Here is a 19,632-nt window from a genome sequence, read left to right as displayed (position 1 = left end):
AAGGGGTAGACAGGATTTACATGATTTACGGGATTCTTTAAAAATCAAGATATATAAAATCCTGTTAATCCTGTCAAAAAATACCATCCTATAGAAAACACCTAAAGTTTATAATTCACCAAAATGAAAATGAATAAGGAAATCCAGGCCGTCAAGGCCGAGCTCTACAAAAGCTCGTTCGCCCTGCAGCAGACCGCGGTACTGCAAGCTGCCAATATCCACAAGACTGCTGAAATGATCCATCGGGCCTTAAAGACCGGAGGAAAACTTTTGATCTGCGGCAACGGGGGCAGCGCCGCCGACAGCCAGCATGTGGCCACCGAGCTGGTGGTCCGCTTTCAGAAGGAAAGGAAAGCCCTGGCCGCTTTGGCGTTGACAACCGACACCTCGCTTTTGACCGCCGAGGCCAACGACCACGGCTTCGACACCATCTTTTCCCGCCAGGTGGAGGCCTTGGGGAAAAAGGGCGACGTGCTTTTAGCCATCAGCACCAGCGGTAATTCCAATAACGTGCTGAAGGCGGTGCAGTCCGCCAGAAAACTGGGCCTGGCAACAATAGGCCTGTCCGGAGGAACCGGGGGGAAACTGAAGAAAGCCTGCCACCTGTGCCTGTTGGCCCCGGGCGACGCCACCTGCCGGATACAGGAATGCCATCTGGCCATGGAGCACGTGATCTGCGACCTGGTGGAAGGCTGGATGGGGAAGAAATAAATCAGCAGAGACTCCGTTTCAACCCGTAGCACGAAATTTAAAATCGTAGCACAAATAATCCCATGAAAAACCGCTGGAAGATATTCCATAATCTCGACATCCGCCTGGCCTCGCTGGTGCTGGCCCTGCTGATGTGGTTTCATGCCGCCACCGAGCGGGAGTATCAGCAGAAGATATACTGCCCGGTGCTGGTGGCCAACATTCCGGCCGGTTTTGTGCTGGCAGCCACGCCCCCCCTGGTACCCTGCCAGATAAGGGCCCGGGGCAAGGACATGCTGGTCTTCAAACTTAATCCCCCAAAAGTACTGGCGGATATGGCCAACCGTCAGGTCAAAAAACTGACCTTCGATCTGTCGCCGGAACTGCTTCGGTACCCCTTCAACCTGAAGGCGGTGGAGGCAGCTTTCGTGATCAACGAGATCACGGTCAACCTGGACCGCCTGGGGCAGAAGGAGGTGCGGGTGCTGCCTGATGTATCCGGCATTCCGGCCAGCGGCTACATCGTCTGCGACAGCACGGCCGCCGAGCCTTCGCTGGTCATCATCTCCGGACCCCAGCGGCTGCTGGAAAAAATTGACAGTGTTTATACCTGGCCGGTGAAAGTGGACGGCAGGTCAGAGAACCAGCGGGTCCGCTGCCGAGTGGCCCCTCCCGACACCCTGCTGTTCAAGGCCGACCCGGAATCAGTCTGGGTGAAACTTTGTTTTGAAAAGACCCAGGAGAGATTGTATAAAAACGTGCCGGTGGCGCTTTTGAACCGGGGCCAGGGGTACCTGGTCAGCTTTTCCCCGGGGACCATCGACCTGGCGGTATCCGGGCCCCAGCAGGTGCTGCAGCAGGCCGAGCCCGGGCAGTTCAAGATCACCCTGGACCTGAAGGGGCTGGCCCCGGGCCATCACCGCCTTCAGGCAGTGATCGAGCTGCCGGACAAGCTGGAGCTGATAGCCGCCGATCCCCGCGACTTTGAGGTGGACATCAAATGAAGATACTGGGCATTGAAACATCCTGCGATGAGACGGCCGCCGCGGTGGTGCTGGACGGCAAAAAGATAATGTCCGACGTCATCTATTCCCAGACGGTGCACCGGCAGTACGGCGGAGTGGTACCGGAGCTGGCTTCGCGCGACCACCTGAAGAAGATCGTTCCGGTGGTCAGGGAGGCTTTGACCCAGGCCGGAATATCTCCCAGCCAAATAGACGCCGTGGCCGCCACCAGCCGGCCCGGCTTAGCCGGAGCCCTGTTAGTGGGCTTTTGTTTTGCCCGGGGACTGGCCCAAAGCCTGGACGTTCCCTTCGTTTCGGTCAACCACGTGGAGGCCCACGCTCAGGCCGCTTTTCTGAATGACCCGGAACTGAAGGCCCCCGCCGTGGCCCTGGTGGTCTCTGGCGGCCATACTTCGCTTTTTTACATCGATGCCGGGTTCCGGTTCTCCCTGATGGGCCAGACCCTGGACGACGCCGCCGGCGAGGCTTTTGACAAAGTAGCCAAACTGCTGGGGCTGGGTTATCCCGGCGGTCCGGCCATCGAACAACGGGCTAAATTGTCATCATCAGACAGGGTCGTTTTCCCCAAAGCCATGCTGGGGTCCCAAAGCCTGGATTTTTCCTTTTCGGGGCTCAAGACGGCGGTCCTGAATTACGTGCTGGATCCCAAGAACGGCGGACGGGAGAATTTATCGGAAGAAATGATCAACGATGTCTGCCGGGGCTTTCAAACGGCGGCCTGTACGGTGCTGGTGGAAAAACTTAAAAGGGCCTGCGACCTGGCCGGCTGCCAAAACGCCGCGGTGGCCGGCGGGGTGGCCGCCAACGGCTTTCTGCGCCAGAGCCTGGCCGAGCTGGAGCGGAGGGAAGGCCTGAAAATAGCGATCCCCGGCATCAGGCTCTGTACCGATAATGCGGCCATGGTGTCGGCCTGCGCTTCCAGGATGCTGGACCAAGGCCAAAAAATATCCGACAATACCGTACAAGCAAGGGTCACATGGCCGAAATATCAAAATACCTGAACTGGCCCAAACTCGTCCTGGCCTCGGGCTCGCCCCGGCGCAAAAGCCTGCTTCAGGGGGTGGGGGCTGATTTCAAGGTTGTCATACCCCTGGTGGATGAGGACGGGATAGAAAATCTTGCGCCTGAGACCGCGGTCAAAAAGCTGGCCCGGGATAAAGCAATAGAGGTCAGGTCCCGCCTTTCCCAGCGGGATAAGAAGCGTCTTATAATAGCCGCCGACACGGTGGTAGCCTATAGGCATCACGTGCTGGGCAAGCCGGAGAACGGGGCCGGGGCGGCAAGGATGCTGAGGATGCTTTCCGGCCGCTGGCACCAGGTCTTTACCGGACTGTGCCTGATCTCCCCGTTTGACGGCAGGATCATCACCGGCTACGAGGTCACCAAGGTCAAATTCCGCCGTTTGTCCCCGGCTTATATCAACAATTACGTGGCCTCGGGCGAGCCGCTGGACAAGGCAGGGGCCTACGGCATCCAGGAACTGGGGGCCCTGATCGTGGAAAAAGTGGACGGCTGTTATTTCAACGTGGTGGGCCTGCCGCTGGTGAAACTGGACAAGATGATAAAACTAATCGGTCTAAGAAAGTAAAAGTGAAAGTTATGCCCAAATTTATTTATGAAAATATACGCATAATAATTACAATAGTTGTTAGTGTAATAATAGCACTCGGATGTAGTAGCACAAAACAAAGTGGTGTAACAGTAGGTCTTTGTAATAACGATACTGTTTCAATTGACTCTGTAACCGTATACGTCTCAGGACAATCATATTTTGTTGGTAATATCAATAAATCTCAGACGAAGGAAGTAATAGTTAATCCTAAATTTGATAGTCATATCGAAATTGGATTAAAAAAAGATGGAAAATCCAAACAGTTGATTGTCGACTGTTATCTTGAACATAATTATTCAGGCAAAATAGCAGTAAGTTTTAACCGAGATACAATTCTATCTGTCCTTGATTCAATAAAACTTTAGATAACAAAAATAAGTGCTATTATGATTAAACCCATTGAATGGAAGAACGAAGGCATCACGTTGATAGACCAGCGGGAGCTGCCGGGGCGGCTCAAATACCTGAACTGCAATACGGTGGAAAAGCTGGCCTGGGCCATCGAGACCCTGGCGGTGCGCGGCGCTCCGCTGATCGGCATCGCCGGGGCCTACGGCCTGGCGCTGGGGATCAGGTCTTCTTCCAGAAACAGCCTGCCAAAGGATTTTGAGGCCGCCTTTCAACGGATCAGGATCACCCGCCCCACTGCCGTCAACCTGTTCTGGGCGCTGGGAAGGATGCGGCAGGTATTTGATGCCCTGAACAAAAAAGGCGCCGCCCTGCCGGAGATCAAAGAAGGGCTGCTGGCTGAAGCGAGAACGATCCAGGCCGAAGACGCCGCCACCTGCGCCCGGATCGGGAAATACGGAAGCGTTTTGATAAAGCCGGGATCCAGCATCCTGACCCACTGCAACAGCGGGGCGTTGGCCACCGGGGGCATCGGAACCGCCCTGGGGGTGATCTTTACCGCCCACAAACTGGGCAGGGTCAAAATGGTCTATGCCGACGAGACCCGGCCCCTGCTGCAGGGTTCCCGGCTGACCGCCTGGGAACTGAAACAGGAGAAGGTCCCGGCCACCCTGATCTGCGACAACATGGCGGCTTTTTTGATGGCCCAGAAAAAGATCGACTGCGTGATAGTGGGGGCCGACCGGATCGCCCGGAACGGCGATTTCGCCAACAAGATAGGGACATACAACGTGGCGGTGGCCGCCAAATACCACGGGCTGCCGTTCTATGTGGCGGCGCCTTTGTCCACCTTTGATTTCAAGATCAGGACCGGGAAGCAGATACCGATTGAACAGAGAAAACCGGAAGAGGTCAGGTCCTTTGGCCAGTCGGTCACCGCCCCGGCGGACATCGGGGTCTACAATCCTTCGTTTGATGTGACTCCCGGGAGTCTGGTGACGGCTTTTATCACCGAAAAGGGAGTAGTAAAACAACCTTTTGTAATAAAAATCCCGCAACTTGAAGGTAAAAAATAGGTACGCGGTTTCATTGTAAAAAAGCTGTTATCTCTGTTTTTTTACTTCGATGGTGGGGTCTGCCGGCCGTAAAAGTCACATGAGACTCGATTTTCTATTGACAAATCCAACGCTTCAGAATATAATATAACTTAGCCTAATTGCTTAATGTTATGATACGTTAGGCAAGTTCTGCCGTTCTTAAAAAACACTCATTTTTCATGGAGAAGCCAAATGGCCGATGAAAATTTAAAATTACCGCCGGAGATCGAACAGCTTACCCAAAAACTGGTGGCAGACCCCAAATCGCGGGTCTTTGCCCAGCTGGCCGATGCCTACCGCAAGGCCGGCATGATAGACGAGGCCATAGAGACCGCCAAAAAGGGTATGGAACATCATCCGGCCTATGCCACTGCACATCTGATCCTGGGGCGCTGCTATCTGGAAAAACAAATGTACGCCTTGGCCCGGGAGGAGTTTGAGGCCACCATCAAAAGCGATCCCCAGAACATGGTGGGCTACAAACTGCTGGCCGGCACTTATGAAAAACAAAATATGTTTGCCGAAGCGGTAAAGTTTTACCAGATGGTGCTGGATCTGGAACCGGGCGATGCAGAGCTAAGCGAGAAAGTGGCCTTACTGAAATCCAAAAAGGATGAAAAGCCCCAGGCCGTTCCGGAGCCTGAGCCCGAACCGGCCCCCCAGCCAGCTCCGGTGGTTGAGATCGTCCGCGGAGAAACCGAGCCTGAGCCGGTCAAGGAAGAACAGGCAATGGCGGCGGAAGAAAAACCGGTGGACCTCAAACCTGAAGAGCCGGCCAAAGAAGCAATCATCTCTCCTGAGCCGATCCCGTTCCCTGATGTTTTGGCGGAAGCCATTCCAAAAACCGAACCGGTCAAGCCGGAGGAACAGGAGGCGAAACCGGTTTTGGAATCTCCGGAGCCGGAAAACAAGTCCGAAGAAGAAAATCCAGCCACAAAAGAGGAATCAATTGTGGCCCCGGAATCTTCATCGCTGGAGACAAAGGAAGAACCCGCCGTCACTGAAGCCAAAGAAGAATCGGTCAAGGCCGAAGAACCGGAGGCCAAGGCGGAAGAAAAGCCGGCAGCCGCAGATGATGCCGGCAAACCGGCGGAAGCCACGGTAACTTTGGCCGAGATATACGTCCAGCAGGGTTTTTATGAAAAAGCCGTCGAGGTCTACCGGGAACTGATCTCCGCAGACCCCGGGAACGATGATTATAAGGCCAGGATGGACGAACTGCTGGAAAAGGCATATCCCGAAGAAAAACCGGAAGAGACGGCCGAAGAGAAAAAAGAGCCTGAGCCACCGGTCAAACAAGAACCGGCTGCCCACTCGATCCCTGCCACTGAGCCTGAATCCAAGAAAGAACCGGTACTGGAAACACCGGCCTCTTCATTGCCAGAAGCGCCGCCGGCGGTAGATATTTTCGGCGGAATGTTCGATAAGTTTGAAAAACCGGAACAGAAGGCCGAAGAGGTGAAGGCTGAAGAACCAAAAGCAGTTCAGCCTGATGATATCCTGGCCGGGACATCTGCTCCGGAGGAACAGTCCAAACCGGTGTCTGAGCCTATGACTGAAAGAGCCGAAGTGCCTGCAACCCCCGAACCCCAGCCGGTGCCCGAACCGGCCAAGGAAGCAGCGGTTGATTTTTCGGCCCTGTTCTCAGACGCCCCAAAAACCTCAGGTGAACAACCTGCTGCAGCCGAGCCGCCCAAACCGGAGACAGAAGGCGAGAAAAAGGCCGAGGGCGAGAACACCGTCAGCAGTTTTCAGTCATGGCTGTCGTCTTTGCAAAAATAGAACTAAAAATTTCCCGGGCAAAATTGGTATTCACTGCTGCATACCGCCTCAGGGCGGTATGCCTTTAAGGGACACCCGGGACCACAAATACCACATTTCACTTTAAACCCCGGAGTTATTATGCCAGATATCAACCGTCAAAGGATCAACGGCATCAGAAAGGCCCTGGCCTCAAACAAGGCGGACGGCATCATCATCACCAACTTGATCAACATCAGGTATCTGGCCGGTTACACCGGCAGTTCGGGCTTGCTTTGGATATCAAAGAAGGAGTCGGTGTTCTTTACCGATTTCCGCTATCAGGAACAGGTAAAACGGGAGGTGAAGGGGGCCAGGTGCGTCATCATCAAAAAAGGGCTCTGGGAGGAGCTTTTCCTTAATCCCGATTTTAAGAAGGCCCAAAGGATCGGATTTGAAAAGAATGATCTGAAATACCACCAGTACGAATTGCTGCAGAAAGAACTGAAGAAGAAAAAACTGCTGCCGTTGACGGGCCTGACCGAGGAACTCCGCAAGGTCAAGGTCGCGGAAGAAATAAGGAACATCTCCCGGGCAGCCGCCATCGCCGACCAGGCTTTCAGCAAGATAGTCAAAATAGTAAAACCGGGAATGACCGAGCTGGAGATAACTTTCAGGCTGGAATCGATCATGAAGACCCTGGGGGCGAGCGCTCCCTCGTTCGACACCATAGTGGGCTCCGGGTCCAACAGCGCCCTGCCCCACGCCCAGCCTTCGGACCGGAAGATCAGGAAGGGCGATTTCATCGTCTTTGATTTCGGGGCCGTCTACCGGGGCTATCATTCCGACATGACCCGGACCGTGTGCATTGGAGAACCAAGTCCCAAGCACTTGAAGGTCTATGACACCGTGCTTAAGGCCCAGCTGGCCGGGCTGAAGGCCGTCAAGGCCGGGGTCAAGGGCAAGGATGCAGACGCTGCCGCCCGGGCGGTCATTGACAAAGCCGGTTATGCCAAGTATTTCGGGCACGGGCTGGGCCACGGGGTGGGCCTTGAAGTGCACGAGGCCCCGGGAGTGGGCAGCAAGTCCGAGAACCTGCTGCCGGTCAATTCGGTGGTGACGGTGGAGCCGGGGGTCTATCTGCCGGGCTGGGGCGGGGTGCGGATCGAGGATCTGGTGGTGGTCACCGCCACGGGCTGCCGGATACTGAGCAGATCGCCCAAGGAACTGATAGTCATCAAGTAGTTACTTTGCCACCAAACGGTGCACTGAGCTTGTCGAAGTGGCACCAAGACACAAATACCATCGAGAGGACATATATCTTGTGTCTCCTTTGGTTGGAGAAGGATATGCTCTGTGGTATTGTGTGAAAAAAAGGCAGTACTTGAATAATTTAATCATCAAATAATATACCCAAACTTTTAGGAGGAGAAATTGGCCAGCACTGCGGATCTTAGAAACGGAATGGTCCTGAATTACGAGGGACAGCTTTTTTACACGGTTGAATTCCAGCACGTCAAGCCGGGCAAGGGCGGGGCTTTTGTCCGCACCAAACTGAAGAACGTCAAGACCGGCGCGGTGATAGAGCGGACCTTCCGCTCCGGCGAATCGATCACCGAGGTCAGGCTGGAGCGCCGCAAGATGCAGTACCTGTATAACAGCGACGATATGTACATGCTGATGGACAGCGAAACCTACGAACAGATCAGCCTGCCCGGAGGACTCTTCAAGGATATCAAGGATTTTCTGAAGGAAAACACAGAAATCCAGGTGCTGATGCACGATGAGAATGCCATAGGGATAGATATTCCGACCTTTGTCATTCTTAAGGTGGCCCATACCGAGCCTGGCTTTAAGGGGGATACCGCTTCCTCGGTCACCAAACCGGCCACTTTGGAGAGCGGGCTGGTGGTCCAGGTGCCGCTGTTCATAAACGAGAACGACCTGCTGAAGATAGACACCAGAACCGGAAAGTATTTAGAGAGGGCCTGAGATGGATCTAAAACAAACCCTGGAGCGGATGGTCAAGGAAAATTCCTCCGATCTCCATTTAAAGGCGGGAATGCCTCCGGTCTTCAGGGTGGACGGGAGCTTGAAACCCCTGAATGAGGCCCCGCTGTCCCCGGAAGAACTGAGGCAGGTGGCCCTGCAGCTGATGCCCAAGGACCAGCAGCAGATATTTGCCGAGGAGAAGGAGCTGGACTTCGCCATCGGGGTGGCCGGTCTGGGAAGGTTCCGGGTGAACGTCTACATGCAGCGTGGCAGCGTAGCCCTGGCCCTGAGGGCCATTCCGGTCTCGGTCAAGAAGATCGACGAGCTGGCTCTGCCGCCCATCATCAAGGAACTGGCCACCAGCCACCGGGGGATGCTGCTGGTGACCGGCACCACCGGTTCCGGAAAATCCACCACCATGGCCGCCATGATAGAGCATGTCAACGAGACCGAGAGCCGGAACATCATCACGGTGGAGGACCCGATTGAGTTCCTGTTCCGCGACAAGAAGTCAATCATCAGCCAGCGGGAGGTGGGCACCGACACCCTGTCCTTCGCCGCCGCCCTGAAGCACGTGCTTCGCCAGGACCCGGACGTGATACTGATAGGGGAGATCCGGGACAAGACCACCCTGGCCACCTCGCTCCAGGCTGCCGACACCGGTCACATGGTTATGAGCACCCTCCATACCCTTAACGCCGCGGAGACCATCAACCGGGTGATCTCCTTCTTCCCGCCACACCAGCACGAGCATGTCCGGGTCCTTTTGGCTGCCACTCTGATAGGCGTGGTATCCCTGCGCCTGCTGCCCCGGGCCGACGGCAAGGGCCGGGTGCCTGCAGTGGAAGTGATGATCAACACTGCCACGGTCAGGGAGCACCTGCTGGATCCGGTCAAGACCCTGATGATCCCCCAGCTGATCTCGGAAGGCAACACCCAGTACGGCATGCAGTCCTTTGACCAATCAATCATGAAGCATTACCGCGACGGGATGATCTCCTACGAGACCGCCCTGCAGAGCGTGACCAACCCGGACGAATTCAAGCTCCGGTTAAGGGGCATCGAGAACGCCTCCGATTCACGGGGGTGGGATTCATTTGACACAACGTCTAGAAAGTAAGATTTGAGCATTAAAATTGATGTGGTCATAGTTCCGTCCGAAATGCCGGAGCAGGGTTTTGCCGGCAAGACGGTGGCGGTGATAGACGTACTGCGGGCTTCCACTTCCATGGTGGCGGCGCTGGAGGCCGGGGCCAAGGAGATAATACCCCTGGCCAGCATAGAGGAAGCCACCCGGTTGGCCGAGACCATGGGCCGGGAGACCGTGGTCCTGTGCGGCGAGCGGGACGGCAATAAGATCAACGGCTTTGATCTGGGCAATTCCCCCCTGGAATTCACTCCGGAGAACGTCAAAGGCAAAAGCCTGTTGATGGCCACCACCAACGGAACGGTGGCCGTGGCCCGGGCCAAGGGGGCGGCGCTGATAGCGGTAGGCTGCCTGATAAACGCCAAGGCCCTGGTTCCGGTGCTGACCGAAACCCAGGCCGAGATAGTGCTGTTATGCTCCGGCAAGCAGGGCCGGGTCTCGCTGGAGGACCTGCTCTGCGCCGGGTACCTGACCAAGCTGATCAAGGACCAGTCTCCCGAGGCCGAGATCAACGACAGTGCCAGGGTGGCCCGGGACATCTACGAAAAACACAAGGGCCACCTTACCAAGGCCGTCAGGGAAAGCGACCACGGCAGTTACCTGGCCGGCCTGGGTTACCTGACTGACATAGAATATGCCACCCAGCCCGACGCCAGCAGCACCGTGCCGGTGATGAAGGACGGGCGGATAGTGTCCTGCCAGGCCGGGGATCCCCGCTAAACAGCGATACAAAAACAGACAGATAAGATAAATGAAATCCGACCAAAAAGAAAAAGAAAAAAAATCTTCCCCGGAATTCAGCCGGGGACAGGAGATATTCGGGGTGGCCGTGCTGATAGCCGGGCTTTTTATGCTGGTCAGCCTGGTTTCTTTTTCCGGCCAGGACGGCCATCTTTGGTCCCAGGGCTGGCCTAGGCAGAATTGGGGAGGCCCGCTGGGGGACATGGCGGCTTTCGGGCTGATAGGCCTGCTGGGCTACGCCGCATTGCTGATGCCTTTCTACGTTTTGGTCTGGGGCTGGTTCTTCCTGCGGCATAAAAAACTCTACCGCCTTCTTTGGAACACCCTGTTAAGCCTGGCCTTTGTCAGCTTTGCGCTGGCCATGATCGCCAGACTAAATGTTCCTTACTACACCGGCGATCTGGCCGAACCGGGCGGGGCCGGAAAATGGGGGATGCTGCTGGCTTCCTTCATCGGCGGGCTTTTCGGGCCGGTGGGTTTTTGGCTGGTGCTGTCCGGGATGTTCATCATACTGCTTTTGGTCGGGACCGAGATCAATTTCCAGCATTGGCTGACTTTGGCTGTGGCCCCGGTTAAAGCCGGTTTGGAGAAGGCCAAAGCAACTCCAAAGGAGATCACCTTTAAAAAGAAACCGGCCGCGGCCGAAAAACCGGAAAAGGAATCCCGGCCCCAGCCTGATGAACCGGAACCTGTCCCGGCGCCGGAAAAACCCAAACCGGAGGCCAAGGCCGCCAAAACCGAGAAGAAAGCCAAGCCCAAAACCCCGGCCCGGGAGGGAACGGTCTCCGAGGATTACCAGCAAAAATTCCTGTCCATTCTATACGACGACCGGGACCAGGTCAAGGCAGACGAGGAGGACAAGTCCACCATTCTGCTGGAGAAACTGAAGGAGTTCGGGATCGAGGGAGAGATCACCGACCGTTATTCCGGCCCGGTGGTCACCAGCTATGAATTCAAGCCGGCCCCGGGGGTCAAGGTCAACCAGATCGCAAACCTTTCCGACGACCTGGCCCTGGCCATGCAGGCCACCCGGATCCGGATCATCGCCCCCATTCCCGGCAAAGGGGTGGTGGGGATAGAGATCCCCAACCAGCACCGCCAGATGGTGATGCTGAAGGAGCTTCTGGCCTCGGACAATTTCAAGGCCCAGGAAGGCTGCCTGGCCTTTGCAATGGGAAAGACCATCACCGGAGAATCGTTTTCGGCCGACCTAAGCAACATGCCGCACCTGCTGATAGCCGGGGCCACCGGCAGCGGTAAAAGCGTCTGCCTGAACACCGTCATCACCAGCCTGCTGTACCGGGCCACCCCGGAGGAACTGCATTTCATCATGATCGATCCCAAGCGGATCGAGCTTTCCATCTACCGGGGCATTCCCCACCTGCAGTTCCAGTACCGGGTCCACGTCAAGGAGGGGGAGGAACCAATCACCCGGACGGTGGAAGGAGTGGTCACCGATTCCGACGAGACCCTCCAGATATTCCGGATGGCGGTCACCGAGATGGACGCCCGATACAAGATGCTGGCCAAGGAGACCTGCCGCAACATCGAGGAATACAACCACAAGTCCGAACGCAAGATGTCCTACCTGGTGATCGTGATCGACGAGCTGGCCGACCTGATGCTCTCCCGCGAGGCCGGGGAGATCGAGAACCGGATCGCCAAACTGGCCCAGATGTCCCGGGCCGTGGGGATCCACCTGATCCTGGCCACCCAGCGGCCCTCGGTGGACGTGATCACCGGGGTGATCAAGGCCAATTTCCCCTCACGGATCGCCTTCCAGGTGGCCTCCCGCACCGATTCCCGCACCATCCTGGACGCCAATGGGGCCGAAAGCCTGCTGGGCCGTGGCGACATGCTGTACATGCCCCCGGGCAAGGCCGAGCCGGAACGCCTTCATGGGCCGTTCATCTCCACCAAGGAGACCAACCAGATCGTGGAGTTTGTCAAGTCTTGGTACGGGGTGGCCGAAGGCCAGCCCGAGAACAGGGAATCATCCGCCGCGCCGGAACAGGAGAACGGATATTCCATGGAGGTGGACCTGCCACCGGAGGAGGGGGCGGATCAGGACGGCCAGGATGAACTTTTTGCCGAGGCCAGATCACTGGTGATCCGGCACCAGCAGGGCTCGGTGTCCCTGCTTCAGCGCCGTTTGAAGATCGGGTATTCCCGGGCGGCCCGGCTGATAGACCAGTTGGAGGCGGCCCAGGTGGTGGGCCCGTTCGACGGCAGCAAGGCCCGCCAGGTCTTAATCAAAAACGAGGAGGACGGTGAATGATCAAAGCCTTTAAACTGGCCGTAGCGCTGGGGCTGGCTTTCAGTTCTCTGGCCCTGGCCCAAAACTGCGATTCACTACTGGAACAGGTCCGGGCCAAGTACCGGAAGATCAACGATCTGAAGGCCCATGTGGTGCAAACGGTATGCAGCGCGGCCTCCGGCACCTGCACCAGGTACGAGGGTGAGCTGGAGCTCAAACGTCCCAACAAACTGCGGCTGGACATCGCCAAGCCCGACAAGCAGGAGATCGTCTGCGACGGCAATACCATCTGGCTCCACCTGATCAACGAAAAACAGGTGATGAAGTCCGACCTTAAAAGCTCCCCCCAGTTCCTGGTCTGGCTCAACCCCTTGGACAAACTCCTTTCCGGCCGGGCCAAGGACGGCTGCCGCAACAACGGGGATTATCTGTTCTTCATGGAGCCGGACGAGCTGAAGGATATCATCAAAGCCGTAAAGATCGTGGTGGACAGGAAAACCCTTCTGATCACAGGGATAGAGGCGGTGGATGTCAACGGCAACAGCGCCGAATACAGTTTCAGCAAGATCAAGACCAATCCCGGGCTCAAGGACGCCCGATTTAACTTTATCATGCCCAAAAACGCGGAGATAATTGAAAACCAATGAGCCAGAGTTCTTTCGACATAATTTCCAAGATCGACCTTCAGGAAATGAAGAATGCGGTCCAGATGGCCCAGAAAGAGATCATCGGGCGTTTTGATTTCAAGGGAACCAACTGCCAGATAGAACTGCTTGACGACAAGCTGGTGATCTCGGCCTCGGATGAGTTCAAGCGCAAAAGCATGCTGGACATCATATTCAGCAAGATGGTCAAACGGGGGATATCCATCAAGGCGCTGGAGCAGAAGGAGCCCCAGCCGGCCGCCAAGAACTACCTGCGCCAGGAGCTGGTGTTCGTGCAGGGGATCCCCATGGACAAGGCCAAGGAGATGGTCAAACGGATCAAGGCCTCGGGCATCAAGGTCCAGGCCCAGATCCAGGACCAGCAGGTGCGGGTAAGCGGCAAGGACAAGGATGACCTGCAGCAGGTGATCGCGCTTTTCCGGCAGGATGACCTGGGGCTGGCCTTGCAGTTCACCAATTACAGGACGACTTAGAAAAAGTATTCCAGAAACATTGAGATGGTGTTCCATTAATAATAGACGCTAAAGGCGTCTATTATGCTTTAGTAAATGATCAAAATGGAGGTTGCATGAAAAACAGCACCTTGTTCTACTGGGTCGGCCAGATACTGATGGTCATCAGCGCCTTCCTTTTTATCTTCAAGTTCCTGCCGGCCTCGGTCAATAATAAAGAACTTATCTTTGCCACCACCTGTATCCTTTGCATGGTCTCCGCCAACATCATGTTCACGCTGATGGTCCACGAAAAGAACAAAGAAAAGGCCGGAGGCAAAGAATGAAGATATTTTTATTCGTTTTTGTTTTGGCCGTTTCGTTAAGCCTTTCCTGTTCCCAAAAGACCGAGCATACCCGGGAAGACCTCGGTCCGGTGGGGACCTACAAAACGCTGAAGGACCGCACCGACACCATCCAAGCCAAGGCCCAGCAGCATTCCAACACACTGGATTCCATCGCCGGGGAATAACCCGCCCACGAAATACACGAAATAGCGCGAAATAAATATCCTTTCACACTAAACGATGCCCTGAGTTTAATCGAAGTGACACCAAGGCATGCCCTGAGCTGCCAGACCGAGCCCCAGCCGAAATCCGAGTCGAAGGAACGCAAAAGATTATTACCTTATATAATTTATTGGTTTTAGCGTTTTTTAGCGTGTTTAGCGGGCAGAATTCCGGGGACCTTTCCCCACGAAATACACGAAACTACGCGAAATCTATTTTAAACTATTTTTCGTGTCCTTTAGTGGGCAAAGGTAAAATCCACGGTATACCCACCTACGAAATACTGCGAACCATCTCTAATCAGAATTTATTTAGAATATTTTAGTGCCTCCTTAGGCTTTGCTCAGGACAAGCTTAAGTGGGCAAAGGTAAATCATGCCGATCATCGTCCTATCCCCCGAAATAGTCAACAAGATCGCCGCCGGCGAGGTGGTGGAGCGCCCGGCCTCGGCCGCCAAGGAGCTGATGGAGAACAGCCTGGACGCCGGGGCCCGCAGCATCGAGGTCGAGGTGAAGGCCGGAGGCCTGGAGCTGCTGCGCGTTTCCGACGACGGGGCCGGCATGACCGGCGAGGAGATGGAACTGGCCCTGCAGCGCCATGCCACCAGCAAGATCAACAGCTACGAAGACCTGCAGGACATCCAAAGTTTCGGCTTCCGGGGCGAAGCCCTGCCCAGCATCGCCTCGGTCTCCCGGTTCACCCTGGTCTCCCGTCCGGCCGGATCGGACAGCGCCTGGCAGATTGAATGCCGGGAGGGCGGAATAATATCCCGGAAACAGCAGGCCGCCCAGCCGGGCACCACCGTGATGGTGGAGGAACTTTTTGCCAGCGTTCCGGCCAGAAGGAAATTCCTGAAGAGCCAGACCACCGAGTCCCGCAAGATCGCGGAACTGTTTTTGTCTTTAGCCCTGGCCAATCCCGGAGCGGGCTTCAAGCTTATCAGCGAAGGCCGGGCAACATACGATCTCAAATCAGCCAGCCAGGACGACCGGATCAGGGAAGTGCTGGGCGGAGAGCTATACCGCACGCTGCTGAAGATCGACTACGGTCAAAAGCCTTTGCGGATATCCGGATATCTCTCCGGGCCCCAAAACCTTTGGCCCAAACGCCGGGAGCAGTACCTCTTCGTCAACGGGCGGCTGGTGTCCGACCGGCTGGCCTCGGCCGCCGTCTACCAGGGATTCGGCCCGGCCCTGGCCGGCAGGCATCCCAGCTATGTGCTTTTCCTGGAAATATCCCCGTCCCTGGTGGACGTCAATGTCCATCCCTCCAAGGTGCAGGTGCGCTTCAGCGACGAGTCCTTCGTCTTCCGCACCGTGCGGGCGGCGGTGGAAAAGGCCCTGTTCACCGAACAGCAGAGGCCGGAGACGGCGGGGAGTTTCAACCCTCAAAACACGGGCTACCAGCCCTGGACCGGGCCGGAGAAGCCGGGCCAACTGCAGATACAGGAAGCCATGGCCCTGTTCTCCTCCGGAAATCCGGAGCAGGCCGGCCTTAAGAATCTGATGTCCATCCAGCCGGTGGTGGCCTACTGGCAGCTGCACCAGCGCTACATTCTGGCCGCCATCCGCGACGGCCTGGTGATGATAGACCAGCACGCGGCCCACGAGCGGATACTATACGAGGAACTGCTTGCCGCCCGGGACCACAGGCGGGCCCAGCAGCTTTTGTTCCCGGTGACGGTGGAGCTCTCTTCCCGTGAGATGCAGGTCTACCAGCAGTACCGCGAGGTCTTCGGCTCGCTGGGCTTTGATGTCAAGCAATTCAGCGGACAGACCCTGGTGATGGAAGGCCTGCCGGTCTCCTGGGAGCAGAGCGGCGACGAGGCGGCCCTGGTGCGGGGCATTCTGGCCGATCTGGCCGATACCTCGGACGTGAACCTGGAGCCGGCCCAGAGGCTGGCCCGCTCATTCGCCTGCCGGGCCGCTGTCAAGGCCGGAAAAGCGCTGAACCAGGAGGAGATGAACCACCTGGTGGACCGGCTGTTTGCCACCAGCTCGCCCTATCTGGATCCCCACGGACGCCCGTCGGTGATAAAATTCACCCTGGAAGACCTGGAACACCGGTTCGGCAGGATATGAAGCAGGACCAGAACAATGAAGTACTGGTGCTGGCCGGGCCGACTGCTGTGGGCAAAACAGCTGTCGGCCTTGTCTTGGCTCAAAGGCTGAAGGCCCACATTATCTCGGCCGATTCCCGGCAGATATATAAAGGCTTGGAGATCGGCACTGCCAAGCCCACGGCAGTGGAACTGCAGTCAGCGCCTCATCACATGACGGATATCCTGACGCCAGATCTGGCCTACAGCGCCGCAACCTTTGCCGCCGGGGCCCGGCGGGTGATGGATGAGTTGGATGAAAATGATCAGGCTTATATCATCGCCGGAGGCTCCGGCCTTTACCTGAAGGCCCTGACCGAAGGGCTGGTTGACATACCTTCGGCTGACCACAGCCTCCGCCGGGAACTAAAGGACTTTTCCCAAGCCAAAGGCAATCAGGCTTTGCTGCAAAGGCTGGACGAATGCGACCCGGAGACCGCCCAAAGGCTGAAGTTAAACGACGAAGTGCGGATCATCAGGGCTTTGGAGGTCTTCATGCTGACCGGAAAACCGTTAAGCCTATGGTTCCGGGAAAAACGCCGGGGAGACAACAGGAACTATAAGCTGATTGTGATGGACCTGGACCGGAAGACCCTCTATCAAAGGATCGATGACCGGGTAGAAGCGATGATGGCCCAGGGCCTGCTGGATGAAGTAAAAAAGCTTATGGAATGCGGGTACGGGCCCGATTCCCCAGGAATGCAGACGGTGGGATATCAGGAACTGATGGCTCATCTGGCGGGGAAAACAGACCTGGCGGAGGCGGTCCGGCTGATAAAAAGAAACACCAGGCATTACGCCAAACGACAGCTTACCTGGTTCCGCAAGATGAATTATCAGCAATGGATAAACTGCACTCCAAATGACGGCCCTGAAGATATTGTCAATAAATTATCGGTTTAACAATGGTTCCCTAACATTATACCGGCCTTGTGATTATTGATATTGACAGGGCCGTTTTTTCGTGTTAATATAAAAGTTATAACGATTCTGCCACAAAGACACCAAGGCACTAAATACAATTAACTATTTACAAATGGTTTGGTGCCACTTCGGCACCGCTCAGTGCAGGCTTAGTGTCTTGGTGGTGAAAAAATATTAAAATTCAATGAAGATACTGTTGATCGGTTCGGGCGGACGGGAACATGCCCTGGGCTGGAAGCTGACCCAAAGCCCTTTGGTAAAAAAAATATACTGCGCCCCGGGGAATCCCGGTCTGGCGGAACTGGGCGAATGCATTGATTTTAAGGCCAGCGACAACACCGGCCTGGCGGATTTCGCCCTGAAGCACAGCATTGACCTGACAGTGGTCGGTCCGGATGACTGTCTGGCCGCCGGAGTGGTTGATGTCTTTCAAAAAAAAGGCTTGAAGATATTCGGACCCACCCAAAAAGCCGCCCAGATAGAGACCTCCAAGGCCTTCTCCAAGGACCTGATGCGGAAGGCCGGTATACCCACCGCCGATTACGCTGTTTTTGAGGATCATAAAAAGGCCCTGGATCATCTTAACGGACAAAAATACCCTTTGGTCATCAAGGCCAGCGGCCTGGCTCTGGGCAAGGGCGTGATCATCTGTCAAAATAAGGAACAGGCCAAGGCCGCTTTGCAGACGGCCATGGTGGATAAAGCATTCGGGGCTTCCGGGAACCAGATCATAATTGAAGAATTCCTGGAAGGGCAGGAGATCTCCATCCATGCTTTCTGCGATGGCCAGAGGGCCGCATTGTTCCCGGCCTCACAGGACCACAAGCAGGCTTTAGACGGCGACCTGGGGCCAAACACCGGCGGCATGGGAAGCTATGTCCCGGTGGGCTGGGTGACCCCGGAGATGATGGCTGAGATAGATAATACCATCGTACTGCCGGTCTTGAAAACTCTCTCCGATCTTGGTGCGCCGTTCCAGGGCTGTCTTTTCCCGGGGTTGATCCGCACCTCTCAGGGCTTCAAAGTGCTGGAGTTTAACGCCCGTTTTGGCGACCCCGAGACCCAGAGCTATATGCGGCTTTTGGAGTCCGACCTGGCAGAGATACTGTTGTCCTGCGCCGAGGGACGCCTAAAGCCTGATGAGATCGAATGGTCCGCCCAAAGCGCCGCCTGCATCGTGGCCGCTTCCGGCGGATACCCCGGCAGTTACCAGAAAGGTTTTGAAATAACAGGGATGGAGAAATCTCTGCAAAATCTGGATATCAAAGTATTCCAGGCTGGGACGGCGCTCAAAGACAACAAACTTGTCACCGCCGGAGGCCGGGTTCTGGGGGTAACGGCAGTTGCTTCAAACCTGAAAGAAACATTGGAGAAGGGATACCAAGCTGTTTCTGAAATAAGATTTGAAGGTATGCAATACCGCCGGGACATAGGCGCCAAGGGGCTAAAACGCTAAGGCATCCACAAACAAACTCCGAAAATGAAATCATGTAAATCCTGTCTGTTCTCGTAGCGGCAAAAAATCCGGCAAGGGAGATTCAATTTTATCTGAGGTGATAAAATGAAAAAGTTCTTTCTGCTTCCCGCCGTCCTGGCTTTGCTTTGCTTGAACATCGGAGCCCAAACCAAAACCATGGTGGTGGCCACCGGAGATTATCCGCCCTTTGAGTTCAGGGATGAAAAAGGGGAACTGGCCGGTTACGATATTGAGCTGGGCCAGGAGATAGCCCGCCGGATGGAGGTAAGAATCAAATGGGTCCAGATGGATTTCAGCAAACTTCTGCCGGCCCTGGATGCCGGACAAGCCGATCTGGTGATAGCGGCCGTCCATGCTACTGAAGAACGCCGTCAGCGTTACGAGATGAGCCGGAAATACGTGAATTCGGGTCTGGTGATGGTGGTGAAAAAAGGGAATAAAAAAATAAATTCTTTAAGCCAATTAAAGGGCTGCCGGGTGGCGGTCAAGCAACGGGCCACCGGGGAAAAGTATGCCCGGGAAAATGCCGCCCAGCTGGGTTTTGAGTTTAAGAGTTTTTCCACCACCGATCAAAGCTTTGCCGCCCTGCACCGGGGGGAAGTGGATGCGGTTTTCAACGATTATTTATCTTCGCGGTTTTTCATCAAACAAAACCCTGAATACAAGATACCCATTGTTCCCTTTACCCCCTGCGGAATGGCGGTAGCCGCCGCCAAGGGCAGGAAGTCGTTGATCATGCAGGTCAACCAGATATTGGACGAGTTGGAACGCACGGGTTTCTTGAAACAATTATATCAAAAATGGCTGTTATAAAATAT

At 55.6% G+C, this 19,632-nt stretch carries 20 protein-coding genes; all 20 read left to right on the top strand.

Annotated elements, in window-relative coordinates; translation table 11 throughout:
* The first annotated feature begins 123 nt into the window (after positions 1-123).
* On the top strand, positions 124-711 hold the full coding sequence (locus HZA73_04535; GenBank protein ID MBI5805295.1) for a D-sedoheptulose 7-phosphate isomerase: 588 nt from the start codon (positions 124-126) through the stop codon (positions 709-711).
* Positions 712-773: 62 nt separating this feature from the next.
* A complete protein-coding gene (locus HZA73_04530; GenBank protein ID MBI5805294.1) occupies positions 774-1,694 on the top strand; it encodes a hypothetical protein in 921 nt (306 codons plus the stop codon).
* Positions 1,691-2,716: a tRNA (adenosine(37)-N6)-threonylcarbamoyltransferase complex transferase subunit TsaD gene (tsaD, locus tag HZA73_04525; protein MBI5805293.1), complete on the top strand. Its 1,026-nt coding sequence runs from the start codon at positions 1,691-1,693 to the stop codon at positions 2,714-2,716. Before HZA73_04530 ends, tsaD begins: the two co-directional genes overlap by 4 nt.
* Entirely contained in the window at positions 2,692-3,303 is a 612-nt protein-coding gene (gene maf / locus HZA73_04520; protein ID MBI5805292.1) for a septum formation protein Maf, read from the top strand. Before tsaD ends, maf begins: the two co-directional genes overlap by 25 nt.
* A gap of 11 nt (positions 3,304-3,314) precedes the next feature.
* Positions 3,315-3,692, top strand: a complete 378-nt coding sequence (locus tag HZA73_04515) for a hypothetical protein (GenBank protein ID MBI5805291.1) — start codon at positions 3,315-3,317, stop codon at positions 3,690-3,692.
* Between the two features lie 21 nt (positions 3,693-3,713).
* Entirely contained in the window at positions 3,714-4,751 is a 1,038-nt protein-coding gene (mtnA, locus tag HZA73_04510; protein MBI5805290.1) for an S-methyl-5-thioribose-1-phosphate isomerase, read from the top strand.
* A gap of 213 nt (positions 4,752-4,964) precedes the next feature.
* Complete coding sequence (locus HZA73_04505) at positions 4,965-6,554, top strand: tetratricopeptide repeat protein (GenBank protein MBI5805289.1); 1,590 nt, start codon at positions 4,965-4,967, stop codon at positions 6,552-6,554.
* A 120-nt stretch (positions 6,555-6,674) separates the two neighbouring features.
* Entirely contained in the window at positions 6,675-7,757 is a 1,083-nt protein-coding gene (locus HZA73_04500; protein MBI5805288.1) for an aminopeptidase P family protein, read from the top strand.
* A gap of 189 nt (positions 7,758-7,946) precedes the next feature.
* On the top strand, positions 7,947-8,504 hold the full coding sequence (gene efp / locus HZA73_04495; protein ID MBI5805287.1) for an elongation factor P: 558 nt from the start codon (positions 7,947-7,949) through the stop codon (positions 8,502-8,504).
* Between the two features lies 1 nt (position 8,505).
* Positions 8,506-9,624: a type IV pilus twitching motility protein PilT gene (locus HZA73_04490; protein MBI5805286.1), complete on the top strand. Its 1,119-nt coding sequence runs from the start codon at positions 8,506-8,508 to the stop codon at positions 9,622-9,624.
* A 3-nt stretch (positions 9,625-9,627) separates the two neighbouring features.
* Positions 9,628-10,371, top strand: a complete 744-nt coding sequence (locus tag HZA73_04485) for a 2-phosphosulfolactate phosphatase (GenBank protein MBI5805285.1) — start codon at positions 9,628-9,630, stop codon at positions 10,369-10,371.
* 31 nt (positions 10,372-10,402) lie between these two features.
* Complete coding sequence (locus tag HZA73_04480) at positions 10,403-12,670, top strand: DNA translocase FtsK (GenBank protein MBI5805284.1); 2,268 nt, start codon at positions 10,403-10,405, stop codon at positions 12,668-12,670.
* Positions 12,667-13,296: an outer membrane lipoprotein chaperone LolA gene (lolA, locus tag HZA73_04475; protein MBI5805283.1), complete on the top strand. Its 630-nt coding sequence runs from the start codon at positions 12,667-12,669 to the stop codon at positions 13,294-13,296. The genes HZA73_04480 and lolA overlap by 4 nt, the downstream gene beginning before the upstream one ends.
* Complete coding sequence (locus HZA73_04470) at positions 13,293-13,787, top strand: YajQ family cyclic di-GMP-binding protein (GenBank protein MBI5805282.1); 495 nt, start codon at positions 13,293-13,295, stop codon at positions 13,785-13,787. Before lolA ends, HZA73_04470 begins: the two co-directional genes overlap by 4 nt.
* Positions 13,788-13,882: 95 nt before the next feature.
* Positions 13,883-14,092: a hypothetical protein gene (locus HZA73_04465; GenBank protein MBI5805281.1), complete on the top strand. Its 210-nt coding sequence runs from the start codon at positions 13,883-13,885 to the stop codon at positions 14,090-14,092.
* Positions 14,089-14,277 (top strand): hypothetical protein, encoded by a 189-nt coding sequence (locus HZA73_04460; GenBank protein ID MBI5805280.1) that lies wholly within the window; start codon positions 14,089-14,091, stop codon positions 14,275-14,277. Before HZA73_04465 ends, HZA73_04460 begins: the two co-directional genes overlap by 4 nt.
* Positions 14,278-14,689: 412 nt before the next feature.
* Positions 14,690-16,396: a DNA mismatch repair endonuclease MutL gene (gene mutL / locus HZA73_04455; GenBank protein MBI5805279.1), complete on the top strand. Its 1,707-nt coding sequence runs from the start codon at positions 14,690-14,692 to the stop codon at positions 16,394-16,396.
* Positions 16,393-17,316: a tRNA (adenosine(37)-N6)-dimethylallyltransferase MiaA gene (gene miaA, locus HZA73_04450; protein ID MBI5805278.1), complete on the top strand. Its 924-nt coding sequence runs from the start codon at positions 16,393-16,395 to the stop codon at positions 17,314-17,316. The genes mutL and miaA overlap by 4 nt, the downstream gene beginning before the upstream one ends.
* 205 nt (positions 17,317-17,521) lie before the next feature.
* Positions 17,522-18,793: a phosphoribosylamine--glycine ligase gene (gene purD, locus HZA73_04445; GenBank protein ID MBI5805277.1), complete on the top strand. Its 1,272-nt coding sequence runs from the start codon at positions 17,522-17,524 to the stop codon at positions 18,791-18,793.
* 105 nt (positions 18,794-18,898) lie between these two features.
* A complete protein-coding gene (locus tag HZA73_04440) occupies positions 18,899-19,627 on the top strand; it encodes an amino acid ABC transporter substrate-binding protein (protein MBI5805276.1) in 729 nt (242 codons plus the stop codon).
* Positions 19,628-19,632: the final 5 nt, after the last annotated feature.

This window comes from candidate division TA06 bacterium, from assembly GCA_016235665.1.
Taxonomy (GTDB): Bacteria; Edwardsbacteria; AC1; order AC1; family EtOH8; genus UBA5202.
The sequence above is the reverse complement of the archived record's forward strand: the minus strand, read 5'-3'. Positions and strand labels throughout refer to the sequence as shown.